Origin of the sequence: Nocardioides gansuensis (assembly GCF_003076135.1) — a bacterium.
Taxonomy (GTDB): domain Bacteria; phylum Actinomycetota; class Actinomycetes; order Propionibacteriales; family Nocardioidaceae; genus Nocardioides; species Nocardioides gansuensis.
Map to the genome: position 1 here is coordinate 340,130 of NZ_QDGZ01000002.1, position 23,320 is coordinate 363,449.

General features: G+C 72.1%; 25 protein-coding genes. 17 read left to right on the top strand and 8 right to left on the bottom strand.

The features are described 5' to 3' along the window. Positions 1-82 precede the first annotated feature (82 nt). Entirely contained in the window at positions 83-2,164 is a 2,082-nt protein-coding gene (locus DDE18_RS05870) for a 3-hydroxyacyl-CoA dehydrogenase NAD-binding domain-containing protein (protein ID WP_116571304.1), read from the bottom strand. Position 2,165: 1 nt separating this feature from the next. Next, complete coding sequence (locus DDE18_RS05875) at positions 2,166-3,392, bottom strand: thiolase family protein (protein WP_116571305.1); 1,227 nt, start codon at positions 3,390-3,392, stop codon at positions 2,166-2,168. 118 nt (positions 3,393-3,510) lie between these two features. On the opposite strand from DDE18_RS05875, the gene DDE18_RS05880 reads away from it, so the two are divergent. The 3 genes from DDE18_RS05880 (at position 3,511) to DDE18_RS05890 (ending at position 6,699) form a co-directional block, all read left to right on the top strand. After that, positions 3,511-4,455 carry a proteasome assembly chaperone family protein gene (locus DDE18_RS05880; protein WP_116571306.1) on the top strand — a complete coding sequence of 315 codons (945 nt, stop codon included), beginning with the start codon at positions 3,511-3,513 and terminating at the stop codon, positions 4,453-4,455. A gap of 1 nt (position 4,456) precedes the next feature. Then, positions 4,457-5,338 (top strand): acyl-CoA thioesterase, encoded by an 882-nt coding sequence (locus DDE18_RS05885; RefSeq protein ID WP_116571516.1) that lies wholly within the window; start codon positions 4,457-4,459, stop codon positions 5,336-5,338. A gap of 155 nt (positions 5,339-5,493) precedes the next feature. Then, the gene (locus tag DDE18_RS05890; RefSeq protein WP_116571307.1) at positions 5,494-6,699 is read left to right on the top strand and encodes a M23 family metallopeptidase; all 1,206 of its coding nucleotides are present in this window, start codon (positions 5,494-5,496) and stop codon (positions 6,697-6,699) included. Between the two features lie 12 nt (positions 6,700-6,711). Here the strand turns inward: DDE18_RS05890 and DDE18_RS05895 are convergent, their stop codons facing one another. Together DDE18_RS05895 and DDE18_RS05900 are read right to left on the bottom strand one after the other, a co-directional pair. Continuing rightward, on the bottom strand, positions 6,712-7,590 hold the full coding sequence (locus tag DDE18_RS05895; RefSeq protein WP_116571308.1) for a MaoC/PaaZ C-terminal domain-containing protein: 879 nt from the start codon (positions 7,588-7,590) through the stop codon (positions 6,712-6,714). A gap of 1 nt (position 7,591) precedes the next feature. Then, positions 7,592-8,926, bottom strand: a complete 1,335-nt coding sequence (locus DDE18_RS05900) for a 3-oxoacyl-ACP reductase (protein WP_116571309.1) — start codon at positions 8,924-8,926, stop codon at positions 7,592-7,594. Positions 8,927-9,129: 203 nt separating this feature from the next. On the opposite strand from DDE18_RS05900, the gene DDE18_RS05905 reads away from it, so the two are divergent. The 4 genes from DDE18_RS05905 to DDE18_RS05920 all read left to right on the top strand — a co-directional run bounded on the left by DDE18_RS05905 (position 9,130) and on the right by DDE18_RS05920 (position 13,257). Next, a complete protein-coding gene (locus DDE18_RS05905; RefSeq protein ID WP_116571310.1) occupies positions 9,130-10,410 on the top strand; it encodes an acetyl-CoA C-acetyltransferase in 1,281 nt (426 codons plus the stop codon). 77 nt (positions 10,411-10,487) lie between these two features. Then, entirely contained in the window at positions 10,488-11,042 is a 555-nt protein-coding gene (pyrR, locus tag DDE18_RS05910; protein ID WP_116571311.1) for a bifunctional pyr operon transcriptional regulator/uracil phosphoribosyltransferase PyrR, read from the top strand. After that, positions 11,039-11,971 (top strand): aspartate carbamoyltransferase catalytic subunit, encoded by a 933-nt coding sequence (locus DDE18_RS05915; RefSeq protein WP_116571312.1) that lies wholly within the window; start codon positions 11,039-11,041, stop codon positions 11,969-11,971. The genes pyrR and DDE18_RS05915 overlap by 4 nt, the downstream gene beginning before the upstream one ends. Beyond that, complete coding sequence (locus DDE18_RS05920; protein ID WP_116571313.1) at positions 11,968-13,257, top strand: dihydroorotase; 1,290 nt, start codon at positions 11,968-11,970, stop codon at positions 13,255-13,257. Before DDE18_RS05915 ends, DDE18_RS05920 begins: the two co-directional genes overlap by 4 nt. Position 13,258: 1 nt before the next feature. Here the strand turns inward: DDE18_RS05920 and DDE18_RS05925 are convergent, their stop codons facing one another. Continuing rightward, positions 13,259-13,459 (bottom strand): acetone carboxylase, encoded by a 201-nt coding sequence (locus tag DDE18_RS05925; RefSeq protein WP_116571314.1) that lies wholly within the window; start codon positions 13,457-13,459, stop codon positions 13,259-13,261. 147 nt (positions 13,460-13,606) lie between these two features. After that, on the bottom strand, positions 13,607-13,897 hold the full coding sequence (locus DDE18_RS05930) for a DUF3099 domain-containing protein (RefSeq protein WP_116571315.1): 291 nt from the start codon (positions 13,895-13,897) through the stop codon (positions 13,607-13,609). 64 nt (positions 13,898-13,961) lie between these two features. On the opposite strand from DDE18_RS05930, the gene DDE18_RS05935 reads away from it, so the two are divergent. From DDE18_RS05935 to DDE18_RS05960, 6 genes are read left to right on the top strand one after another with little or no spacing between them, the layout of a single operon-like run. Next, the gene (locus DDE18_RS05935) at positions 13,962-14,174 is read left to right on the top strand and encodes a dodecin (RefSeq protein ID WP_116571316.1); all 213 of its coding nucleotides are present in this window, start codon (positions 13,962-13,964) and stop codon (positions 14,172-14,174) included. Between the two features lie 53 nt (positions 14,175-14,227). Continuing rightward, positions 14,228-14,941: a beta-ketoacyl-ACP reductase gene (fabG, locus tag DDE18_RS05940; RefSeq protein ID WP_116571317.1), complete on the top strand. Its 714-nt coding sequence runs from the start codon at positions 14,228-14,230 to the stop codon at positions 14,939-14,941. 13 nt (positions 14,942-14,954) lie between these two features. Further along, positions 14,955-15,725 (top strand): enoyl-ACP reductase FabI, encoded by a 771-nt coding sequence (gene fabI, locus DDE18_RS05945; protein WP_116571318.1) that lies wholly within the window; start codon positions 14,955-14,957, stop codon positions 15,723-15,725. A gap of 33 nt (positions 15,726-15,758) precedes the next feature. Next, positions 15,759-16,721, top strand: coding sequence for a serine hydrolase domain-containing protein (locus DDE18_RS05950; RefSeq protein ID WP_165821054.1), 963 nt, complete (start codon positions 15,759-15,761; stop codon positions 16,719-16,721). 31 nt (positions 16,722-16,752) lie between these two features. Further along, on the top strand, positions 16,753-17,265 hold the full coding sequence (locus tag DDE18_RS05955) for a SixA phosphatase family protein (protein WP_245916466.1): 513 nt from the start codon (positions 16,753-16,755) through the stop codon (positions 17,263-17,265). Further along, positions 17,262-18,032 (top strand): putative protein N(5)-glutamine methyltransferase, encoded by a 771-nt coding sequence (locus tag DDE18_RS05960; protein WP_211754424.1) that lies wholly within the window; start codon positions 17,262-17,264, stop codon positions 18,030-18,032. Before DDE18_RS05955 ends, DDE18_RS05960 begins: the two co-directional genes overlap by 4 nt. Before the next feature lie 3 nt (positions 18,033-18,035). On the opposite strand, the gene serB is transcribed toward DDE18_RS05960, so the two are convergent. Together serB and DDE18_RS05970 are read right to left on the bottom strand one after the other, a co-directional pair. Next, positions 18,036-19,244: a phosphoserine phosphatase SerB gene (gene serB, locus DDE18_RS05965; RefSeq protein ID WP_116571320.1), complete on the bottom strand. Its 1,209-nt coding sequence runs from the start codon at positions 19,242-19,244 to the stop codon at positions 18,036-18,038. A 77-nt stretch (positions 19,245-19,321) separates the two neighbouring features. Beyond that, complete coding sequence (locus tag DDE18_RS05970) at positions 19,322-20,038, bottom strand: hypothetical protein (protein ID WP_116571321.1); 717 nt, start codon at positions 20,036-20,038, stop codon at positions 19,322-19,324. A gap of 41 nt (positions 20,039-20,079) precedes the next feature. Here DDE18_RS05970 and DDE18_RS05975 point away from each other — a divergent pair, with 41 nt between their 5' ends. From DDE18_RS05975 to DDE18_RS05990, 4 genes are read left to right on the top strand one after another with little or no spacing between them, the layout of a single operon-like run. Then, on the top strand, positions 20,080-20,880 hold the full coding sequence (locus DDE18_RS05975) for an ABC transporter ATP-binding protein (protein ID WP_116571322.1): 801 nt from the start codon (positions 20,080-20,082) through the stop codon (positions 20,878-20,880). 29 nt (positions 20,881-20,909) lie between these two features. Then, positions 20,910-21,371: an NfeD family protein gene (locus tag DDE18_RS05980; protein ID WP_116571323.1), complete on the top strand. Its 462-nt coding sequence runs from the start codon at positions 20,910-20,912 to the stop codon at positions 21,369-21,371. A gap of 27 nt (positions 21,372-21,398) precedes the next feature. Then, positions 21,399-22,532: an SPFH domain-containing protein gene (locus DDE18_RS05985; RefSeq protein WP_116571324.1), complete on the top strand. Its 1,134-nt coding sequence runs from the start codon at positions 21,399-21,401 to the stop codon at positions 22,530-22,532. Beyond that, complete coding sequence (locus DDE18_RS05990) at positions 22,529-23,299, top strand: sulfite exporter TauE/SafE family protein (protein ID WP_116571325.1); 771 nt, start codon at positions 22,529-22,531, stop codon at positions 23,297-23,299. The genes DDE18_RS05985 and DDE18_RS05990 overlap by 4 nt, the downstream gene beginning before the upstream one ends. Positions 23,300-23,320: the final 21 nt, after the last annotated feature.

A 23,320-nucleotide genomic window follows, 5' to 3' on the forward strand; every position in this document is an offset into this window, starting at 1 on the left:
AGCGGACGGACTCTGTGGTCGGAAGTGACTAGTCCCCGGCCCCGCGTGGTGCGTGCGGGACCGGGGACCAGGGATCAGGGGCTCAGTTGAACTTCCTGCCCGTCACTTCCTCGGAGATGCCCTCGCGGTCGAGGAGCTGCGTGAGGCCGCCGTTCCAGAACTGGAAGCCGGCGCCCGTGATCATGCCCAGGTCGATGTCCTCCGGAGCCCAGGCCACGCCCTCGTCCAGCATCCGGCGCACCTCGTCGGCGAGCGCCGCGAGCGTCTGGCGCCGTACCTCCTCGGTCGTCAGCACCGTGGTGCCGACCTCGAGGAGGGCCTCCACCTCGGGGTCGAGCGTCCGGCCGTCCGGGCCGTAGAAGGCGCCCTTCCCGGCCTCGACCACGCGCTTGAGGTTGTCCGAGACATAGAACCGCTCGGGGAACGCGCGGTGCAGGGTCTCGTTGTTGTGCAGCGCGATGGCCGGTCCGACGAGCGCGATCAGCGTGTACGGCGGCATCGGCGTCACGCCCGCGAACGCCGCGTCGACCACGGGCAGCGGTGTGCCCTCGTCGGCGATCCGGGCGACCTCGCCCATGAACCGCCCGAGGAGGCGGTTGACGAGGAAGGACGGGCTGTCCTTGACCAGGATGGTCGTCTTCTTCAGCGCCTTGCCCGTGGCGAAGGCGGTGGCCAGGGCGGCGTCCGAGGTCTGCCCGCCCTTGATGATCTCCAGCAGCGGCATGACCGCGACCGGGTTGAAGAAGTGGAAGCCCACGACCCGCTCCGGGTTCGCCAGTTCGGAGGCCATCTCGGTGATCGAGAGCGACGACGTGTTGGTCGCGAAGACCGCTGTCGCGGGGGCGACCTTCTCCGCATGGGCGAAGACGGTCTTCTTGACCCCCATCTCCTCGAAGACCGCCTCGATGATGAAGTCGGCGTCGGAGAAGGCGGCGGCGTAGTCGATCTCGGCCTTCACCAGCGCCTTGAGGCGGTTGGTGGCGTCCTGCGAGGCCTTGCCGGCGGCCAGGCGCTTGTCGAGCTCGGCGTGCACGTAGGCGACGCCCTTGTCGGCGCGTTCCTGGTCGAGGTCGACCATCACGACCGGCACCTTGAGCCGCTGCGCGAAGAGCAACGCGAGCTGCGAGGCCATCAGGCCGGCCCCGATGATGCCCACCTTCGTGACCGGCTGGGCCAGCGACTTGTCCGGCGCGCCCGCGGGCCGCTTCGCCCGCTTCTGCACCAGGTCGAAGGAGTAGAGCGAGGCGAGCAGCTCGGGGGTGCGGGCCATCGCCTCGAGGGCCTCGTCCTCGGCCGCGAAGCCCTCGTCGCGGGTGGCGGTCTTCGCCAGGGCGAGCAGCTCGACCGCCTTCCTCGCGGCGGGGGAGGCCCCACCGGTCTTGGCGGCCACGAACGCCTCGGCCTTCGCCACGGCGGCATCCCACGCCTCGCCGCGGTCGATCCCGGGGCGGTCGACCGTCACCTTGCCGGCCAGGACGTCAGCGGCCCACAGCAGCGACTGCTCGAGGTAGTCGGCACCGCTGAACACGGCGTCGGCCAGGCCCAGCTCGAAGGCGGCGGTGCCCCCGAGGACCTTGCCCTGGTTGAGCGGGTTCTCGATGAAGACCTTCGCGGCCTTCTCGGGCCCCACCAGGTTTGGCAGCAGGTAGCTGCCGCCCCAGCCGGGGATCAGGCCGAGCATCACCTCGGGCAGGCCCAGGGCCGGCGCGCTGTCCATCACGGTGCGGTAGGTGCAGTGCAGCGCGACCTCGAGGCCGCCGCCCAGGGCGAGGCCGTTGACGAAGCCGACCGACGGCTTGCCGCCGTCCTGCAGCTTGCGGAACACCGCGTGCCCGAGCTCGCCGATGACACGGACGCCGTCGGCACCGGCGGACTGGACGGAGCCGAGGTCGGCGCCGGCCGCGAGGATGAAGGGCTTGCCGGTGACGCCGAGCGCGACGACCTCGTCGTCGGCGAGTGCGGCGTCGATCGCCGTGTTCAGCGAGACCAGGCCGCGGAAGCCGAACGTGTTGGGCCGGGTGTGGTCCAGCCCGTTGTCGAGCGTGATGAGCCCGAGCACGGCGCCGCCCGGAAGGGTGACCTTGCGCAGCCGAGCCGTGGTGACGACCTCGTCGGCCGCGGCCAGCGCCTCGGCGCGCTCAACCAAGGTTGCGATGTCGGTCATGTCAGCTGGCCTTTCCGTCCGTGGTCGCGCGTGTCGTGGACCCGTTCCAGTGCGGGTTCTCCCAGATGACTGTGCCGCCCATGCCCAGGCCGATGCACATCGAGGTCAGGCCGTAGCGGATCGACGGGTCCTCCTCGAACTGGCGGGCCAGCTGGATCATCAGGCGCACGCCGGAGGACGCGAGCGGGTGCCCGAAGGCGATCGCGCCGCCGTACGGGTTGACCCGCGGATCCTCCTGGTCGATGCCGAAGTGGTCGAGGAACGCCAGCACCTGGATCGCGAACGCCTCGTTGAGCTCGAAGGCGTCGATGTCCTCGATCGTGAGGCCGGCCTTGGCGAGCGCCTTCTCGGTCGACGGGATCGGGCCGACGGCCATCACCTCGGGGGCCACGCCGGCGAAGGCGTAGGCCACCAGCCGCATCCGGACCGGCAGGCCGAGCTCCCGCGCGACCTCCTCGGAGGCGAGCAGGGAGGCGGTGGCGCCGTCGTTGATGCCCGCCGCGTTGCCCGCGGTCACGCGGCCGTGGGGGCGGAACGGCGTCTTGAGCGCGGCGAGGTCCTCGACGGTCGTGCCGGGGCGCATCGGCTCGTCGGTGGTGGCCAGGCCCCAGCCTGCCTCGGCGGAGCGGGTGGCGACGGGCACGAGGTCGGGCTGGATCTTGCCGTCGGCGTAGGCCTTGGCGGCCAGCTCCTGGGAGCGGACGGCGAACCGGTCGGCCCGCTCCTTGGTGATCGCGGGGTAGCGGTCGTGCACGTTCTCGGCCGTGTTGCCCATGACGAGCGCAGACGGGTCGACCAGGCGCTCGGAGACGATCCGCGGGTTGGGGTCGACTCCCTCGCCCATCGGGTGGCGGCCCATGTGCTCGACGCCGCCGGCGATGGCCACGTCGTAGGCGCCGAAGGCGATGCCACCGGCGGTGGCGGTCACGGCGGTCATGGCGCCGGCGCACATGCGGTCGATCGAGTAGCCCGGCACGCTCTGCGGCAGGCCGGCCAGGATGCCGGCGGTGCGGCCCAGGGTCAGGCCCTGGTCGCCGATCTGCGTGGTCGCGGCGATCGCGACCTCGTCGATGCGCTCCTGGGGGAGGCTCGGGTTGCGGCGGACGAGCTCACGGATGAGCTTCACGACGAGGTCGTCCGCGCGGGTCTCGGCGTATTGGCCCTTGGCCTTGCCGAACGGGGTGCGTACGCCGTCGACGAAGACGACCTCTCGCAGCTGACGGGGCACTGGCCCTCCTGGGTCGGTGTGGGGGATGACAGGAGCAGGTTACCTCTGAGTAACAATCAGCCGTCAGCAGGCGGAGGTGTGTGTCCGCTCACGGCGCCCCGCTCACTAGGCTGGCCCCATGGTCGAACCCCTCCGCCTCGTGCACATCGTCGACGACGCCGCGCCACTGGCCGAGGCCCACGACCTCACCCTGGTGGTCGTCCTCTCGGGCTTCCTCGACGCCGGCCGCGCGGCGGAGCTCGCGGCCCACCACCTCGAGTCGCTCTCCGACGGCCCCGTCGTCGCGACGTTCGACGTCGACGCCCTCCACGACTATCGCGCCCGGCGGCCACCGGTCTCCTTCGTGCGCGACCACTACGCCGACTACGAGGCGCCCCGGCTCGTGGTGCGCGCGCTCCGTGACACCGGCGGCACGCCCTACCTCCTGCTCCGCGGCCCCGAGCCCGACGTGCGCTGGGAGGGCTTCGCCCGAGCCGTGCGGGAGGTGGTGGAGCGCTTCGAGGTACGCCGCGTGGTCTCGCTCGGCGCGGTGCCGATGGCCGTGCCGCACACGAGGCCGATCGCGGTCACCCCGCACGCCAACCGTCCCGAGCTGGTGACCGGCCGGAGCCCGTGGCAAGGCGAGCTGCGCGTCCCCTCCAGCGCCCAGGCGCTGCTCGAGCTGCGGCTGGGGGAGTGGGGGCACGACGCGCTCGGCTTCGTCGCGCACATCCCCCACTACCTCGCGCAGCTCGACTATCCCCAGGCGGCGCTGGACCTGCTCGAGCATGTGGAGATCGGCGGCCACCTCACGTTCGACCTCACCCGCCTGCGCGACGCCGCCGCCAGCACCGCGGCCGAGGTGGAGCGCTACCTCGCCAGCAACGAGGAGGTCAGCGAGGTCGTCGCCGGGCTGGAGAGGCAGTACGACGCGTTCCGCGAGGCCGAGGAGTCGGGGGAGTCCCTGCTCGCGCGGGACCAGCCGATGCCCACCGGTGAGGAGATCGGCCGCCAGTTCGAGCAGTTCCTGGCCGGCCTCGACGACCGTGGGGACCGCGACGACCGCGACGGGCAGGGCCACTGACGTGCCGTCCTCCGCGAAGGAGCTCGTCGACCTGCTGGTCCTCGAGGACCTTGACGTCGACCTCTACCGGGGCCGCCAGCCACAGACGGAGCGGCAGCGGGTCTTCGGCGGCCAGGTCGCCGCGCAGGCCGTGATGGCGGCGGTGCGCAGCGTGGACGCCGAGCTGATGATGCACTCGCTGCACTCCTACTTCCTGCGCCCCGGCGACCACTCCGTCCCGATCATCTACGACGTCGAGCGCATCCGCGACGGGCGCTCGTTCTCGACCCGCCGGGTCGTCGCGCGCCAGCACGGCCGCCCGATCTACTTCCTCACGGCGAGCTTCCAGCGACCCGAGGACGGCTACGACCACGCCGACCGGATGCCCGAGGTGCGTCCGCCGGAGGAGTCGATGCGGATGCCCGACGTCGTCCGCAGGCTCGGCGGCGAGGCCGAGGCAGCCCGCTGGGACCGCGAGTGGAGCGCGCTGGACGCGCGCTACGTGGGCGTTTCTGGCAAGGGCATGCCGGAGGACCCAGACCATCCCGCGCAGGCGCAGCTGTGGATCCGCGTCGACGGACGGCTCGACGACGAGCCCCGCACCCACCTCGCCGCGTTCACGTTCGCCAGCGACCTGACGCTGCTCGGTGCGACCCTGGTGCCGCACGGCGTGTCGATCACCTCGCCGACGCTGATGCCCGCGTCGCTCGACCACTCCATCTGGTTCCACCGGCCGTTCCGTGCCGACGAGTGGTGGCTCTACGACCAGGTCTCGCCGACGGCCGTGGGCGGTCGGGGTCTCGCCACCGCACGCGTGTTCACCCAGGACGGGACCCTGGTGGCGACGGTGGCGCAGGAGGGCCTGATCAGGCGCCTCGACGGCCCGCGACGTGACCGCGTATAGCACTACACCGCTGTAATTCGGCGCATTTCGATGACAGACACGCCGGGGCGTGGTTACGGTTGAGCGCTTCTGTGGCACCTGTGACTGGTGAACGCCCCTGTGCCGAGGGGGACGCCGGCGCGGTGCTCTGACCCCCGACCGAGAGGGACGCCGCCGTGGGCCTCGTCTTCCGCTCCTGCCTGCCCTCCGCCGGCGCCGCGCTCGCCCTGGTCCTGGTGGGCACGTCCACGCCGGCCTGGGCAGCCGTGGCGACCCCCCACCAGATGCCGTTCCCTTGCGGGCAGACCTGGACGGGGTCGACGCGAAGCGGGCACAGCCCCAGCGTCCGCTCGATCGACTGGAACCGGGAGAACGACGCCGGAGCCTCCGTCGTGGCGAGCGCACCCGGCGTCGCTTCCCTGGTGCAGCCCCACGACAAGGGCGGCTACGGGCGCTACGTCGTCGTCGACCACCTCAACGGGGAGTCGTCGCTCTACGCCCACCTCGGGAAGGTGACGGTGGCCGCCGGCCAGCGCGTCGACCAGGGCGCGATGCTCGGCGCGGTCGGCGACTCGGGCAACGCGCGGGGCGCCCACCTGCACTTCGAGGAGCGGATCGGGAGGGAGGTCGTGCGCGCCTGGTTCGGGGGCGTGCCCTACTCCTATGGCGAGGCGACCAGTGCGAACTGCGTCGACGTGCCGGTGGCCGGCAACTTCTCGGGCGACGCGTTGGCCGAGGTGGCGGTCTTCCGTCGGGGGCGCAGGTCGCAATTCATCGTCAACGAGGCCGGCACCCCGCGCGTGGTGCCCTTCGGCAGGGCCACGGACGAGCCCGTCGTGGGCGACTGGGACGGGGACGGGACGGCGAACGTCGGCATCCGCACCCCGCGCGGCGCCAGGTTCAAGCTGCAGACGGCCGGCGGCGTCGTGAAGATCGTCTACGGCATCCCGTCGGACCGGCCGATCGCGGGGGACTGGAACGCGGACGGCATCACGGACCTCGGGGTACGGCGGCCGGAGACGGCCTCCTTCTACATCCGGATGCCCGACGGGTCGACCCAGTCGCTGGTGCTGGGGGACGCCGACGACCTGCCGGTCACCGGCGACTGGAACGGCGACCGGGTCACCGACCTGGGGGTCTACGACCAGGCCACCGCGACGTTCACCCTGCGGCAGGTCGACGCCAACGGCGTGGCCTGGACCGCGCAGGTGCCGTTCGGCGCCGTCGGCGACCTCCCCGTCACCGGGGACTGGGACGGAAACGGGGTCACCGACCTCGGGGTCTGGAACCCGGCCACCGCGACCTTCGCCCAGAGCCGCGCGGCGACGCCGACCTCGGCCCGCACCGGGGTGACCACGGTCCGGTTCGGCAACCCGCGCTGAGCCGTGCGGGTGTCAGAGCGCGGTGGTGCGACCCACCAGGTGGGGCGAGCCGTCCTTCGGGTTGGTCAGCGCGAAGGTGTGGTTCCTGCCCTCAGACGCCACGGCGAAGGCCACCGTGCCCGGCAGGAAGACCGGCTTCTTGAAGGCCACGTCGACGACGACCGAGTCGGGGAGGCGATTCTCGATGGCCGAGATGCAGCGCGCCTTGGTCCACATGCCGTGGGCGATGTGGCGCGGGAAGCCGAGCGCCCTGGCGGTGAGTGGGTAGAGGTGGATCGGGTTGTGGTCGCCCGACACGGCGGCGTACTTGCGGCCGAGGTCCTCCGGCAGCCGCCACTGGATCCCGCCGGTGGGGGTGCCCGGGATCGACAGGCCGCTCGTGGCCGACCCGTCGCCCCTGCCGCGGCGCAGGTAGGCCGACGTCGACTCCCAGACCAGCTCGTCGCCCGAGCGGACCTCGGTGACGAAGTCGAGCACCGTGCCCTTCGCGTGGGGACGGGCCGGGCCCACCGAGGTGACGATGTCCAGGGTCTCGCCGACCCCGATCGGCCGGTGGCTGGTGATCGAGTTCTCCAGGTGGACGCTGCCGATCGCAGGGAACGGGAACGCCGGGTCGCTCATGATCGCCATGTGCAGCGGGAAGGCCAGCATGTGCGGGTAGGGCAGCGGCACGGTGTCCTTGCGGGGGAACCCGCACACCCCGGCGTAGCGATCCACCTCGGACCGCTCCGCCACCGCGCCCTCACGGGCGTAGGAGAGCCCAGTGAACTGGTCGCGGGGCGCCTTCTTCACGCCGGGGAGCTGGTTGACGCCGGGAACGGCCGGCAGGGCCGCCTTGACCAGGGTCGACAGCACTCCGGGCTTGCCGCGGAGCAGCTTGGGGTCGGTCATCTCAGGCACCCAGCATCATCTGGCCGCAGACGCGGACGACATTGCCGTTGACCGCGGTGGAGCCGGGGGAGGCGTACCAGGCGATGGTCTCGGCGACGTCGACCGGCAGGCCGCCCTGGGACATCGCGTTGAGGCGTTGGCCGATCTCGCGGGTCGCGAACGGCACGGCGGCCGTCATCTGGGTGATGATGAAGCCCGGGGCCACCGCGTTGACGGTGATGCCGTCCTTCAGCTCGTCGGCGAGGCTGTCGACCAGGCCGATCACCCCGGCCTTGGAGGCGGCGTAGTTGGTCTGGCCCACGTTGCCCGCGATGCCGGCGATCGACGCGACGCCGATGATGCGGCCGTTGTCGTTGATGACCAACTGGTCGAGCAGCTCCCGGGTGATCCGCTCCGGTGCGGTCAGGTTGACCCCGATGACCGAGGCCCAGCGGTCCCCGGCCATGTTGGCGAGCTTCTTGTCGCGGGTGATGCCGGCGTTGTGCACCACGACGTCGACACCGCCGTGCTTCTCCTTCAGGGCGTGGGCGATGCGCTGGGGGGCGTCCTTCGCGGTGATGTCGAGCAGCAGCTGGTCGCCGTCGAGCTCGGTCATCAGGGCCTGCAGGTCGTTGGCGGCCTGCGGCACGTCGACACCGACGACCGTCGCCCCGTCACGGTGCAGGACCCGGGCGATGTGCTCGCCGATGCCGCGACTGGCGCCGGTGACGAGGGCGACCTTGCCGGCCAGCGGCTTCGACCAGTCGGCGGCGGACTCCGCGTGAGTGGAGCCGTGCGCGCCGATGCGGACGACCTGGCCCGAGACGTAGGCCGACTTGGGCGAGAGGAAGAAGGCCAGCGTGGACGCGATCGCGTCCTCGGCGCCTTGGGAGACGTAGACCAGCTGGACTGTGCCGCCCCTGCCGATCTCCTTGCCCAGGGAGCGGGTGAAGCCCTCGAGGGCGCGCTGCGCAACGCGGGCGCTGCCCTGGAGCGCCTCGGGGGTGGTGCCGAGCACCACGACGCGGGGACAGGTCTCGAGGCGGCGCAGGAGCGGGGTGAAGAACTCCTGGAGGGCGATCAGCGCACCGCTCTCGGTGAGGCCGGTGGCGTCGAACACGAGGCCCTTGAACTTCGCGTCGCCCGAGGAGTCCGTGGTGGACGCGATGCCGAGGCCGTCGAGGACGGTGGGCAGGGAGGCGGCGAGCCGGCCGGAGCCGCCGAGGGCGACCGTGCCGGAGACCAGCGGGGCACCCTCGGTGTAGCGCTCGAGCCTCGTCGGGCTGGGCAGGCCGAGGTTCTTGACGAGCAACTTGCCGATCGGCGTGGAGACGAAGCCCTGGTAGCGGTCGCTCATGGGTGGGAGGTCCTCCGGAGGTCGGGTGCATGTAGCGGAGCCGGGACGCTCCGACGACGTCATGTAACTAGACGTGTAACTAGGCGTCCACATTTCGTGACGTGGCACTCATTGCATTCCGCACGCGGGTGTCACGCAGCAGGATAGGAGGCGCCGCTGAGACCGTCAGCCGCCCATGTCTGAGAACCCACGCAGGAGTGCACATGCAGGCCCAGACCCGCCGCGTCGCCGTCCTCGGCGGCAACCGGATCCCCTTCGCCCGGTCCAACACCGCCTACGCCGGCGTGTCCAACCAGGAGATGCTGACCGCCGCGATCGACGGGCTCGTCGCCCGCTACGGCCTGGAAGGCGAGCGCCTCGGCGAGGTGGCGGCCGGCGCGGTGCTCAAGCACGCGCGCGACTTCAACCTCACCCGCGAGTCGGTCCTCGGCAGCAGGCTCTCGCCGGAGACCCCCGGCATCGACATGCAGCAGGCCTGCGGCACCGGCCTCCAGGCGATCAACTACATCGCCACCAAGATCGCGGTCGGCCAGCTGGAGTCCGGCATCGGCGGCGGCACCGACACCACGTCCGACGCCCCCATCGCCCTCAGCGACGGCCTGCGCAAGAAGCTGCTGCTCCTCAACAGCGCCAAGGACCTCAAGGCCCGCCTGGCCATCCTCGCCACCATCCGCCCCGGCGACATCGGCCTCGACGCGCCGTCCAACGGCGAGCCGCGGACCCGGCTCTCGATGGGCGAGCACCAGGCGCTGACCGCACTGGAGTGGCAGATCACCCGCGAGGCCCAGGACGAGCTGGCCGCGACGTCGCACCAGAACCTCGGCAGGGCCTACGACGAGGGCTGGCAGGACGACCTGGTCACCCCGTTCCGCGGCGTCGAGCGCGACAACAACCTGCGCCCCGACTCCTCGGTGGAGAAGCTCGCCAGGCTCAAGCCGGTCTTCGGCAAGGGCGTGGCCGCCACCATGACGGCCGGCAACTCCACCCCGCTGACCGACGGCGCCTCCGCGGTGCTGCTGGGCAGCGAGGAGTGGGCGGAGGCACACCGCCTCCAGCCGCTGGCCTGGTTCGTCGACTCCGAGCTCGCCGCGGTCGACTTCGTGAACGGTGGCGAGGGCCTGCTGATGGCACCTGCCTACGCCGTGCCGCGCCTGCTGGCCCGCAACGGCCTCACCCTGCAGGACTTCGACTACTACGAGATCCACGAGGCCTTCGCCTCGCAGGTGCTCTCCACGCTCAAGGCGTGGGAGGACCCGGTGTTCTGCAAGGAGCGCCTGGGCCTCGACGCGTCGCTGGGCTCGATCGACCGCGGCAAGCTCAACGTCAAGGGCTCGTCGCTGGCCGCGGGTCACCCGTTCGCCGCGACCGGTGGCCGCATCGTCGCCAACCTGGCCAAGCTGCTCGACCACAAGGGCTCGGGCCGTGGCCTGATCTCCGTCTGCGCCGCCGGCGGCATGGGCGTCGTCGCGATCCTGGAGAAGTGACGCCTGTTAGAGTCACGCCCGAAGACATCCTTTAACGAGCCGTCCCGTGAGGCGGAGAAGGAGGTCCGGAGCGGCCCATGCCCGAAGAGCCAGCCCGCACCGTCCCCGAGGCACGCACCGTCCTCGACGCCCGTGACATCTCCCGGGCGCTGGCCCGCATCTCCCACGAGATCCTCGAGCGCAACAAGGGCGCCACCGACCTCGTCCTGCTCGGCCTGCACACCCGGGGCGTGCCGCTGGCCCGACGCGTCGCCGACCGGATCGCCGCGGTCGAGGGCGCACCCGTGGCCGTCGGCGAGCTCGACGTGACCATGTACCGCGACGACCTGCGCAAGCAGCCCACCCGTCGCGCGCACAAGACCCAGCTGCCCGCCGGCGGCATCGACGACAAGGTCGTCGTCCTCGTCGACGACGTCCTCTTCTCCGGCCGCACCATCCGGGCCGCCCTCGACGCGCTGGCCGACCTGGGCCGGCCGGCAGCCGTGCGACTGGCGGTGCTGGTCGACCGCGGACACCGCGAGCTGCCGATCCGTGCGGACCACGTCGGCAAGAACCTCCCGAGCGCCCGCGCCGAGCGGGTCAGCGTGCGCGTGGAGGAGATCGACGGACTGGACGAGGTGACCCTCTCGTGAAGCACCTGCTCTCCATCGACGACCTCTCGGTCGACCTGGTCCAGGAGATCTTCGAGACCGCGGCCGACATGCACGACGTGCAGACGCGCGAGGTCAAGAAGCTGCCCGCGCTGCGCGGCCGCACGGTCGTGAACATGTTCTTCGAGGACTCCACGCGCACCCGCTCGAGCTTCGAGATCGCCGGCAAGTGGCTCTCCGCCGACGTCATCAACATCTCTGCCAAGGGGTCGAGCGCGTCGAAGGGCGAGAGCCTGCGCGACACGGTGCTCACCGTCTGCGCGATGGGCGTCGACGGGCTGGTGATCCGCCACCCCGCCAGCGGCGCCGCCCGCCAGGTCAGCGAGTGGGTCGACGCGTCGGTGGTCAACGCCGGCGACGGCATGCACGAGCACCCCACGCAGGCTCTGCTCGACGCCTACACGCTCCAGCGCCGGCTCGGCTCCCTCGAGGGCCGCCACGTCGCGATCATCGGCGACCTCACCCACAGCCGGGTGTTCCGCAGCAACGTCAAGCTGCTGACCAAGCTGGGTGCCCAGGTCACCGTCGTCGCGCCGCCGACCCTGATGCCGAGCGGCATCGAGCCGTGGTCCAAGGAGGCCGGCTTCGAGACGTCGTACGACGTGGACGCCGTCCTCCCGGACGCCGACGCCGTGATGATGCTGCGCGTCCAGCGCGAGCGCATGTCGGGCGGCTACTTCCCGAGCGCCCGTGAGTACACAGTCGGCTACGGCCTCACCAAGGACCGGCTGGCGCTGCTCAAGCCCGACGCCCCGATCTGCCACCCGGGCCCGATGAACCGCGGCCTGGAGATCGCCGCCGACGCCGCGGACGCGGCCCAGTCGGTGGTGCTCGAGCAGGTCTCCAGCGGCCTGGCAGTGCGCATGGCCGTGCTCTACCACCTGCTTGCGGGAGAGGAGGGCTCGGCATGAGCCTCGTGATCACCGGTGCGTCGCTGATGGGCGGCCCACGGAAGGACCTGTACGTCGACGACGCGGGGCGGCTGGTCGGCGAACTGCCCGCGGGCGCCGGCCGGTCGCGCGGGGTCGAGACCCTCGACGCGGACGGCCTGGTGGCGCTGCCCGGGCTGGTCGACCTGCACACCCACCTCCGCGAGCCCGGCCGGGAGGACGCCGAGACGGTGCTCACCGGGTCGCGGGCCGCGGCCGTCGGCGGCTACACCGCCGTGCTGGCGATGGCCAACACGACCCCCGTCACCGACACCGCCGAGGCGGCGATCCGGGTCTGGGAGCTGGGCCGCGAGGCCGGCCTGGTCGACGTCGTCCCGGTCGGTGCGGTGACCAAGGGCCTGGCCGGGGAGGAGCTCGCAGAGCTCGGGCTGATGGCCCGCTCGCGCGCCCGCGTCCGGGTCTTCTCCGACGACGGCAGGTGCGTCCACGACGCCCGCGTGATGCGCCGGGCGCTGGAGTACGTCAAGGCGTTCGGCGGCGTCGTCTCCCAGCACGCCCAGGAGCCGACGCTCGCCGGCCCGGCCGCCTGCTGCCACGAGGGCGAGGTCTCCGGCCGTCTCGGGCTGCCCGGGTGGCCCGGCATCGCCGAGGAGGTCATCGTCGCCCGCGACGTGATGCTCGCCCGCCACACCGGCTCGCGCGTGCACGTCGCGCACGTGTCGACGGCCGGCTCGGTCGAGGTGGTCCGCTGGGCGAAGGCGCAGGGCATCGACGTGACCGCCGAAGTCACGCCGCACCACCTCCTGCTCACCACCGACCTGCTCACCACCTTCGACCCGACCTACAAGGTCAACCCGCCGCTGCGGCCGGAGGAGGACGTGAAGGTCCTGCGGGAGGCCCTGGCCGACGGCACCATCGACGCCGTCGCCACCGACCACGCGCCGCACGCCCGCCACGACAAGGAGCACGCGTTCGTCGACGCGGCCTTCGGCATGCTCGGCCTGGAGACGGCCCTCTCGGTAGTCCGCACGGTGATGGACGAGACGTTCACGTGGGCCGACGTCGCGCGCGTGATGTCGCAGTCGCCGGCCCGCATCGCGCGCCTCGACGGGCACGGCGGCACACTCTCGCCAGGAGAGCCGGGCCACGTGACGCTGGTCGACCCGACGGCGTCGGTCACCGTCGACCGCGACGACTCGGTCTCGCTGTCGCGCAACAACCCGTGGCACGGGCGGTCGCTCACCTCGAAGGTCGTGCACACGGTGTACGGCGGGCGGGTCACCGTCCGCGACGGCGCGCTGGCCTGACTCAGGCCCCTGCGGGGCTGTGCGGCTCGACCTCCCGGAGGAAGCCGCGCGCCCCGAGGAAGTCGGAGAGCGACCCCTTGTGGGCGTCGCACGCCAGCCACGTCTTGCGGCGGTCGGGCGTGTGGATCTTCGGGTTGTTCCACAGCAGCCGCCACGCGGCCGGCGCGGTGCAGCCCTTGGCCGAGCAGGTGTCAGGACTCACGCGGACCTCGCGGCGTACGGGGCGGAAATGAGCCAGGTGCCGGACAACCACGGGGGAAGCCGTCCGGCACCTGATGAGACTCCGGACGGGGGATGCCGGAGCCGCACGTCGATTCTTGCATGACGGCGCGGTGATGCCAACAACGAGTCACGGGCGATTCTCGGGGCCCGGAAGCTCCTTGTCCTGGCGGCCGTCGAGCAGGGCGAACCCGTCCTCCTTGTGCGTCTCCGGGTTGGCCAGCACCACGGCGACGTAGGGGAGCAGCAGGGCCGCAGCCACCAGCACCCACCGCAGCCACCCCGGGCCGACGGCGACCGCGCCGATGAAGCAGGCGGTGCGGATCGCCATCGAGATGATGTAGCGCTTCTGCCGGGCTGCGATGTCGTCGGCCCGGCTCGTCCCCGCAGTGGTGATGCGGACGGCTTCGGACCGGGCCATGGCTCCACTCTACGTCGCTACGCTCAGGGGATCACGGCAGAATCCGACGTCACCAGGAGGCCCCATGTCCAACCGCACCTACCGCGTCACCGAGATCGTCGGGACCTCGCCCGACGGCATCGACCAGGCCATCCGCAACGGCATCTCACGGGCCGGCCAGACCCTGCGCCACATCGACTGGTTCGAGGTCACGCAGATCCGCGGCCAGGCCAAGGACGGTGAGGTCGAGCACTTCCAGGTCGGCATCAAGGTGGGCTTCCGGCTCGAAGACGAGTGAGCCCCGTCGCGTCGGCTCGGCGTACCCCGCGGTAATCACTAGCGTCGTACGACGTGAGCCAGACACCTCGTTCAGTCCTCGTCACCGGCGGCAACCGAGGCATCGGTCGCGCCATTGCCGAGGCCTTCCTCGCCCAGGGCGACAAGGTCGCCGTCACCACCCGCAACGGCGGAGCCCCCGAGGGCGCCCTCGACGTACGCTGCGACATCACCGACCCGGCGGCCGTCGACGCGGCGTTCGCCCAGGTCGAGGAGGCCCACGGCCCCGTGGAAGTCCTGGTGGCCAACGCCGGCATCACCCAGGACACCCTCGTGCTGCGGATGAGCGACGACGACTGGTCGCGCGTCATCGAGACCAACCTCACCGGGTCGTTCCGGGTCGTGAAGCGCGCGGCCAAGGGCATGCTCCGGCTGCGCCGCGGCCGGATCATCCTGATCTCGTCGGTGGTGGGCCTGCTGGGCTCCGCCGGCCAGGTCAACTACGCGGCCTCCAAGTCGGGCCTGGTCGGGATGGCCCGCTCGCTCGCGCGCGAGCTCGGCAGCCGCTCCATCACCACCAACGTGGTCGCCCCGGGCTTCGTCGAGACCGACATGACCGAGGTGCTGACCGACGACCAGAAGCAGACCATCAAGACCCAGGTGCCGCTCGGCCGCTACGCCACGCCCGTCGAGGTCGCCTCGGCCGTCACGTGGCTGGCTTCCGACGGCGCGGCCTATGTCACCGGGGCGGTCATCCCGGTCGACGGCGGCCTCGGCATGGGCCACTGAGAAGGAGAGAGACATGGGAATCCTCGAAGGCAAGCGCATCCTCGTCGCGGGCGTCACGATGGACAGCTCGATCGGGTTCGCCACCGCGCGCGTGGCCCAGGAGCAGGGCGCGACCGTGCTCATCTCCAACTTCGGACGGGCGCTGGGCATCACCCGCCGGATCGCCAAGCGGCTCCCGGTGGAGCCGCCCGTGCTCGAGCTGGACGTCACCGACGACGACCACCTCGCAGGGCTGGCCGACCAGGTGCGCGAGCACGTCGACGGGCTCGACGGCGTCGTGCACTCGATCGCCTACGGCAACCCCGAGACGCTGCTCGGCGGCAAGTTCCTGGACGGGCCCTGGCCCGACGTCGCCCAGGCCGTGCAGGTCTCGGCCTACTCCCTGAAGTCGCTCGCGGTGGCCTGCCGGCCGCTGATGCCGACCGGTGGCTCGATCGTCGGGCTCACGTTCGACGCCTCGATCGCCTGGCCGGCGTACGACTGGATGGGCGTGGCCAAGGCCGGGCTCGAGTCCACCTCCCGCTACCTGGCCCGGGACCTGGGCCCGCACGGCATCCGCTGCAACCTGGTGTCCGCCGGACCGCTCAAGACGCTGGCCGCGAAGGCCATCCCGGGCTTCGAGGCGCTGGAGACGTCCTGGAAGGACCGGGCTCCGCTCGGCTGGGACGAGGGCGACCACGAGCCCACCGCGAAGGCGGTCGTGGCCCTGCTCAGCGACTTCTTCCCGGCGACGACGGGGGAGATCGTCCACGTGGACGGCGGCTTCCACGCGATGGGCCTCTGAGAGCGGTTGGCGCCCGCCACTAGGTTGGCGGGCGTGAGCCGCCTCGACGACCTGGACGCACTCATCGGCCGGACCGCGCCGCACCACAGTGCGCTCGCCGTCGCCACGACCGGTCCGGGCGGCGGCGGCATCCACCGGGCCGGCCGGCACGAGGTGCCGCCCGGCGCGCTCTGGCAGATCGGGTCGGTCACCAAGGTCTTCACCGCCCTGGTGCTCGCGCGGGCGGTCGTCCGCGGCGACGTCACCCTCGAGACCCCGGTGGCCGCCCTGCTGCCCGGCCTCGAAGCCCGGGCGCCGATCACCCTGGGACAGCTCGCGACGCACACGGCCGGACTCCCGCGCGTGCCGGGATCGGTCTGGAGGCACGCGCTGACCCGTGACGCCGACCCCTATGCCGGGATCGACGCAGGGCGGCTGCGCGCTGCTGTCGGGTCCGCGCGGCTGCGCGGCGCGGGACGACCTCGCTACTCCAACCTCGGCTTCGGGCTGCTGGGTCACGCGCTCGCCGCCGCCGCGGGCACGGCGTACGGCGACCTCGTGCACGCCGAGGTCTGCGAGCCCCTCGGCCTCGCCGACACGACCACCACGCCTCCGGCGAGCCGCACGCTGACCGGACACACCCGCCGGGGCCGCGCACGGGCGCGTGCCTGGGGCTTCGACGCGATGGCCGGGTGCGGCGCGCTCTGGTCGAGCATCGAGGACATGCAGCGGTTCGCGGCCCACGTCGTCGACCCGCCGGAGGGCGAGCTGGGCGAGGCGATGCGCCTCGCGGCGACGCCGGTGGTGGAGACCGCCGGGGTGGGGCATGGCCTGGGCTGGCTGGTCCTGCGGCGCGGCCCGGCGGCCGGCTGCCTCTTCCACAACGGCGGCACCTACGGCTTCCGCTCGGCCCTGGTCGCCGACCCGGCCACCGGCCGCGCAGCCGTGGCGCTGGCCGCCACCGACCGCTCGGTCGACGGCCTCGCGTTCCGCGCGCTGAAGGCGGCCGCGGCATGACACGTCGGGTGGTGGCTGGGAGAGTGTGCGCATGACTCTGCGGACCCTGGTGGTGGTGCGGCACAGCAAGGCCGAGCAGTCGGGGACCCCCGACTTCGAGCGCCACCTGGCTGAGCGTGGCCACGGCGACGCGGCGGACGCGGGCCGGTGGCTCGCCACCCAGGGGATCGGCCCCGACGCCGCGCTCGTCTCCAGCTCAGTCCGCACGGTCGAGACCTGGACCGACATCGCCGAGGCGGCCGGCTGGGACCTGGAGGCCGACTTCGACCGCGGCCTCTACTCTGCCGGGCCCGAGACCGCCCTCGACCTGGTCCGGCTGACCCCGCCCGAGACGACGACGCTCGTGGTCGTCGGCCACAACCCCACGATGGCCTCTCTCGCCCAGATGCTCGACGATGGCGAGGGCGACCCGGAGGTGGCCGGCCGGATGAACGAGGACGGCTTCCCGACCTCGGCGGTCGCCGTGTTCGCCTTCGACGGTGAGTGGGCCGACCTCGACATGGGCACCGCGACCCTCGTCGCCTTCCACGTGGGGCGAGGTTGATCACCACGCCAGACCCGCTCGTGGCCCGGCTGCGAGCTGCGGGGTGCGTGTACGCCGAGGAGGAGGCCCGCCTGCTGCGCGCGACCGGTCACGAGGGAGTCGAGCTGGAGGCGCTGGTCGCCGCGCGCGTGGCCGGGTCGCCGCTGGAGCCGCTGCTCGGCTGGGTCGAGCTGTGCGGCCGGCGGCTCGTCGTGCAGCCGGGCGTCTTCGTGCCGAGGCAGCGGACGGCGCTGCTCGTGCGCGTGGCGGCCCAGCGGGTGCGGGCACGCTCGGTGCTGGTCGAGCTGTGCTGCGGGGCAGCACCGGTGGCCGCCCTGGTGCCGGCCGACGAGGTGCACGCCGCCGACCTGTGCGAGGTGGCAGCCGAGTGCGCGCGCCTGAACGTGCCGCACGGGCAGGTGCACGTGGGCGACCTCTACGACGCGTTGCCTCCCCGGCTCCGCGGACGCGTCGACGTCCTCGTCGCGAACGCGCCGTACGTGCCGACCGCGGAGATCGCCACCATGCCGCCGGAGGCCCGTGACCACGAGCCCGTGCGCGCACTCGACGGCGGGGCCGACGGCGTGGTCCTGCACCGACGCATCGCGGCGGGCGCGCCGGAGTGGCTGGCGCCAGGGGGAGCGCTGTTGATCGAGACGAGCGCCGGGCAGGCCGAGCTCACCACCGAGGCAATGGCGGCCGCCGGGCTCCGGACCAGCATGGTCGTGGACGACACGATCGGCAGCTGCGTCCTGGTCGGCGTGTGGCCCGGGGGGCCGGCGGGCTGAGCCTCAGACAGGCGGCGCGGGGGTGACGAAGCCGGCCTCCGCGTCCGCGGCCTCGATCTCCTCCCGGGAGATGCCGAGGAGGTAGAGGATCGAGTCGAGGTAGGGCACGTTGACGGCCGTGTCGGCGGCGTCGCGCACCATCGGCTTGGCGTTGTAGGCGATGCCGAGCCCGGCCGCGTTGAGCATGTCGAGGTCGTTGGCGCCGTCGCCGATGGCGATCACGGCCGCCTCCGGCACGCCGACCTGGGCGGCGAACTCACGCAGCGCCTCCGCCTTGCCGGCCCGGTCGACGACCTTGCCGAGGATGCGGCCGGTGAGCCTTCCGTCGACGATCTCCAGCTCATTGGCCCGCGCGTAGTGGATGCCGAGCTCCTCGGCCAGCCGGTCGGTGATCTGGGTGAAGCCGCCGGAGACGATCGCGAACCGGTAGCCCAGCCGCCTCAGTGTCCGGACGAGGGTGCGGGCGCCCGGCGCGAGCGCGATGGCGTCGTACACCTCCTCCAGCGCGCTGGCCGGCACGCCCTCCAGCAGCTTCACCCGCGAGCGCAAGGACTCCTCGAAGTCGAGCTCGCCGCGCATCGCGGCCTCGGTCACCTTCGCGACCTCGGCCTCGCAGCCGGCGTGGGCGGCGAGCATCTCGATGACCTCGCCCTGGATCAGCGTGGAGTCGACGTCCATCACGATCAGCCGCATCGATCGCCGCAGCAGGTTGGCCGGCTGGACGGCGATGTCGAGGCCCCGCTGGGCGGCCTCGGCGGACAGCAGCGGCCGCAGCACCTCGGGGTCGACGCCGGACACGTGCAGCTCGATCGCGGTGACCGGGTAGCGGGCCATCCGCTCGATGCGGTCGATGTTGGCGCCGCAGTCGGCGATCCGGCCCGCGATGGCCGCCATCGCAGACGCCTTCAGGGGGGCGCCGAGCACGGTCACGTGGGACCGGCCTTCGCGCCGGGCCCTGTTGTCGCCGACGCCACGCTCGACCTCGACGTTCATGTCGAGGTCCTGGGCGACCTTCTCGACGGCGGCGCGCAGCCGCTTCCAGTCGCGGGGCTCGGTCACGAGGACGCCGAGCACCAGGCGGCGCCGCAGCACGATCTGCTCGATGTCGAGCACCTCGACCCCGGCGGCCGCGAAGGCCTGGAAGACCGCGGAGGTGACACCGGGGCGGTCCTTGCCGGTGAGGGTGACGAGGAGGTTCTGGGGCGCGTCCATGGCGCCGTCGAGGCTATCGGTTCGACGGTGGGGTTGTGGGGTCGTCTCGTCCCGGGCCCGGCCAGGTTCGTGCAGCGTCAGTGCGGCCAGACCTCCGGCGAGCAGGCGGCGACCACCGCCCGGCGCGCGGCCCGCTCCAGTGGCTGCATGCTGTCGCGGCGGCGCCCGATCTCGTACGCCGACACGGCACCGCCGTCGTCCTCCAGCGCCAGGTCGACGATCGCCCAGGCCTGCAGGCCGCGGGCCGCGAGCTCGACGCAGCGTGGCGGGGTGCCCAGGGGCGCGTCCAGCGCGGGACGGTGGTGCAGGTCCATCAACGCGTCGGCGGCTTCGGGGCGCCAGCGGGCGACGTCGAGGGCGGCCAGCTCGTCGGCCGCCTCGACCAGCGCGGACCGCAGGCCGCGGTCGGCCTCTCCGACGTCGGCCAGCTGGCGACGGTCGGCGGGCAGCACGGTCCAGTGCACGACCTCCCCGACGAGCTCGGGGACCGCGCCCACGCCGGCCGCCACCACGCCCTCGCCGGCCTCGAGCGCCGCGTCGTTGAAGGCTCGCGGCCCCCCGAGCCCGACCGGGTCCCCCTCGACGGGCAGGGCCAGGCCGACGCCGGTGGCACCGGCGCGCCGCCAGGAGGCGAGCAGGTCGACCAGCCCGCCGCCGCCTTCGAGGCCGACCACGCTGTGCGCCTCCTCGAGCTCGGCCATCGCGTCGAGCACGTGGTCGGCGGGCTCGTGGCCACGCAACCAGGCGGTCGCCCACCAGGCGAGGCGGGCGGAGCGGGGGAGTTCGGGGTACACGGCCGCGAGGATACGTCCGGCCGCCCACTAGGGTGGCCCGCATGACCGCCGTGATCGAGCTCGCCGGCCTCACGGTGCGTCGGGGACAGGCCACCCTCCTCGACGGGATCGACTGGATCGTCGAGGAGGACGAGCGCTGGGTCGTCCTCGGGCCCAACGGTGCCGGCAAGACCACCCTGCTGCAGGTCGCCTCTGCCCAGATGCACCCGACGTCCGGTGTCGCGGGCATCCTCGGCGAGGTCCTCGGCACCACCGACGTCTTCGACCTGCGTCCCCGCATCGGCCTGACCAGCGCGGCGCTGGCCGACCGCATCCCGCGCGAGGAGCTCGTGCGCGACGTCGTCGTGTCCGCGTCGTACGGCGTGCTGGGCAGGTGGCGCGAGCACTATGACTCCCTCGACCACGACCGGGCGGCCGACTTGCTGGTCGAGGTCGGCGCGAGGCACCTGGCCGAGCGCACCTTCGGCACCCTCAGCGAGGGCGAGCGCAAGCGCGTGCAGATCGCGCGGGCGCTGATGACCGACCCGGAGATGCTGCTCCTCGACGAGCCGGCCGCCGGCCTGGACCTCGGCGGCCGCGAGGACCTCGTCTCCACGCTGTCGGTGCTCGCCACAGACCCCGACTCGCCGGCGACGGTCCTGGTCTCGCACCACGTCGAGGAGATCCCCCCCGGGTTCACCCACGCGCTGATGCTGCGCAACGGCAGGGTCGTGGCGTCGGGCCCGCTGGAGCGCGTCGTCACCGAGGAGGCGCTCTCGGAGACCTTCGGGATGCCCCTCGTGCTCACCGTCTCCCACGGCCGCTACGCGGCGCGTCGGCGAAACGGCCACAGGACGGTTTGAGGACTGGCACAGGAGGATAGGGTCTCGCCATGGACTGGATCCGCGACCACCTCTGGGAGACCTGGCTGGGCCTGGGCATCGTCCTGGGTGTCGCTGAGATGTTCAGTCTCGACCTGATCCTCGGGATGCTCGCCGTCGGTGCGCTCGTCGGGATGGTGGCGGCTGTCGCCGGGCTCGCGATCCCCCTCCAGATCCTCTGCGCGGCGGGCGCCTCGGTCGCGATGCTGGCGCTGGTCCGGCCGACCGTCGTCAAGCGGCTGCACAGTGGCCCCGAGCTCTCGCTCGGTCACGGCAAGCTCGTCGGCCGCACCGCGCTCGTGACCGCCGACATCACCGGCCTGTCCACCGGCCGCATCAAGGTCGCAGGCGAGGAGTGGAGCGCGCTGCCCTACGACGAGCACCTGAGCATCGCCGCCGGCGAGACGGTCGAGATCCTCCAGATCAAGGGCGCGACGGCCTACGTCCACCCGGTCGCACGCCTCGAGTCCTGATCCACCACCACACCCACGGGGAGCACCATGTCGACAGCCTTGTTGATCCTGTTCGTCCTACTCGTCCTGTTCGTCGTCGTGCTGATGGCGAAGACGGTGCGGATCGTGCCCCAGGCACGCGCCGGGATCGTCGAGCGCTTCGGCAAGTACAAGGGCACCCTGCCCGCCGGCCTCAACATCGTCGTGCCGTTCATCGACAAGGTGCGCTACCTCATCGACCTGCGTGAGCAGGTCGTGAGCTTCCCGCCGCAACCGGTGATCACCGAGGACAACCTCGTCGTCTCCATCGACACCGTCATCTACTTCCAGGTCACCGACCCGGTCGCCGCGACCTACGAGATCGCCAACTACATCCAGGCGGTCGAGCAGCTCACCATGACCACGCTGCGCAACATCGTCGGCGGCATGGACCTCGAGCAGACACTGACCAGCCGCGAGGAGATCAACAACGGCCTGCGTGGCGTCCTCGACGAGGCCACCGGCAAGTGGGGCATCCGGGTCAACCGCGTCGAGATCAAGGGCATCGACCCGCCGCCGTCGATCAAGGACGCGATGGAGAAGCAGATGCGCGCCGACCGTGACAAGAGGGCGCTCATCCTCTCCGCCGAGGGCCAGCGTCAGTCGGCCATCCTCACCGCCGAGGGCAACAAGCAGTCGGCGATCCTCAACGCCGAGGGTGAGCGCGAGTCGCAGATCCTGCGCGCACAGGCCGAGCGGGAGGCCGCGATCCTCCGGGCCCAGGGTGAGGGACAGGCCATCCAGACCGTCTTCCAGGCCATCCACGACGGTCAGCCCGACCAGGCGCTCCTGGCCTACCAGTACCTCCAGATGATGCCCAAGATCGCCGAGGGCGACGCCAACAAGGTTTGGGTCATCCCGAGCGAGATCACCAAGGCGCTGGAGGGGCTCGGCTCGTCGATGAACGAGCTCGCCGGCATCCCGCGCGACGCCACGCCGCGCACCCGCGTCGACATGGGCCCGAGCGAGCCGCAGATCCCCGAGTCATCCGCGGCACTCGGTCAGCGCGAGACCAGCGAGGCCGTCCAGGCGGCCATCGCCGAGGCCGAGAGCGCCGCGCAGACGCGTCCGGGCGCGAGCGCCGTACGAAATGCTGGGCCTGGCCCCTCCGTCGGTGAGGGTGGGAGCACGCCCACGCAGTGACGCCGCTCGAAGCCTCGCTGGTCGCGCTCGCAGGCGTCGCGGCCGGTGCCATCAACACCATCGTGGGGTCGGGAACGCTGATCACGTTCCCGACCCTGCTGGCGTTCGGCGTGCCACCCGTGACCGCCAACGTCTCCAACGCCATCGGGCTCGTGCCGGGCGGTGTCTCGGGAGCGATCGGCTATCGCCGGGAGCTGGCCGGTCAGCGCGGCCGCGTGCTCCGGCTCGCCTCAGGCACGTTCATCGGGGCCGTGCTGGGCGCCGTGCTGCTGCTCGTGCTGCCCCCGGGCGCCTTCGAGGCGATCGTGCCCGTGCTCATCCTGCTCGGGCTCGTGCTGGTCGTGCTGCAGCCGCGGATCTCGGCGTGGGTCGCCCGGAGGCACGAGCATCTCGGCGGCGTTCCCGAGCACGGCGCATGGTGGGTGTGGCCCGCGGTGCTGCTGGTAGGCGTCTACTGCGGCTACTTCGGTGCCGCCCAGGGAGTGCTGATGATGGCGGTGCTCGGCATCGGCGTCGACGACACTCTGCAGCGGCTCAACGGGGCCAAGAACATCCTGGGCACGCTCGGCAACGGCGTCGCCGGCATGGTCTTCGTGCTCCTCGCCTTCGACACCGTCGACTGGCGGGTGGCGCTGCTGATCGCCGTGGGCTCGATCATCGGCGGGCAGCTGGGTGCGACCTGGGGTCGCCGGCTGCCGGCGGCGGTGCTGCGAGTGCTGATCGTGGTGGTCGGCGTGACTGCGCTGGTGGTGTTCCTGGCGCGCTGACGGCACGGTCATGCGTGCCGG

What these genes read in the sequence shown, in the direction of transcription:
- fabI (WP_116571318.1), top strand. Translation starts at nt 14,955, where the DNA reads ATGGGAATCCTCGAAGGCAAGCGCATCCTCGTCGCGGGCGTCACGATG.
- serB (WP_116571320.1), bottom strand. Translation starts at nt 19,244, where the DNA reads ATGGACGCGCCCCAGAACCTCCTCGTCACCCTCACCGGCAAGGACCGC.
- DDE18_RS05985 (WP_116571324.1), top strand. Translation starts at nt 21,399, where the DNA reads ATGTCGACAGCCTTGTTGATCCTGTTCGTCCTACTCGTCCTGTTCGTC.
- DDE18_RS05975 (WP_116571322.1), top strand. Translation starts at nt 20,080, where the DNA reads ATGACCGCCGTGATCGAGCTCGCCGGCCTCACGGTGCGTCGGGGACAG.
- DDE18_RS05980 (WP_116571323.1), top strand. Translation starts at nt 20,910, where the DNA reads ATGGACTGGATCCGCGACCACCTCTGGGAGACCTGGCTGGGCCTGGGC.
- DDE18_RS05895 (WP_116571308.1), bottom strand. Translation starts at nt 7,590, where the DNA reads ATGACCGACCCCAAGCTGCTCCGCGGCAAGCCCGGAGTGCTGTCGACC.
- DDE18_RS05935 (WP_116571316.1), top strand. Translation starts at nt 13,962, where the DNA reads ATGTCCAACCGCACCTACCGCGTCACCGAGATCGTCGGGACCTCGCCC.
- DDE18_RS05880 (WP_116571306.1), top strand. Translation starts at nt 3,511, where the DNA reads ATGGTCGAACCCCTCCGCCTCGTGCACATCGTCGACGACGCCGCGCCA.
- DDE18_RS05905 (WP_116571310.1), top strand. Translation starts at nt 9,130, where the DNA reads ATGCAGGCCCAGACCCGCCGCGTCGCCGTCCTCGGCGGCAACCGGATC.
- DDE18_RS05870 (WP_116571304.1), bottom strand. Translation starts at nt 2,164, where the DNA reads ATGACCGACATCGCAACCTTGGTTGAGCGCGCCGAGGCGCTGGCCGCG.
- DDE18_RS05955 (WP_245916466.1), top strand. Translation starts at nt 16,753, where the DNA reads ATGACTCTGCGGACCCTGGTGGTGGTGCGGCACAGCAAGGCCGAGCAG.
- DDE18_RS05930 (WP_116571315.1), bottom strand. Translation starts at nt 13,897, where the DNA reads ATGGCCCGGTCCGAAGCCGTCCGCATCACCACTGCGGGGACGAGCCGG.
- pyrR (WP_116571311.1), top strand. Translation starts at nt 10,488, where the DNA reads ATGCCCGAAGAGCCAGCCCGCACCGTCCCCGAGGCACGCACCGTCCTC.
- DDE18_RS05920 (WP_116571313.1), top strand. Translation starts at nt 11,968, where the DNA reads ATGAGCCTCGTGATCACCGGTGCGTCGCTGATGGGCGGCCCACGGAAG.
- DDE18_RS05900 (WP_116571309.1), bottom strand. Translation starts at nt 8,926, where the DNA reads ATGAGCGACCGCTACCAGGGCTTCGTCTCCACGCCGATCGGCAAGTTG.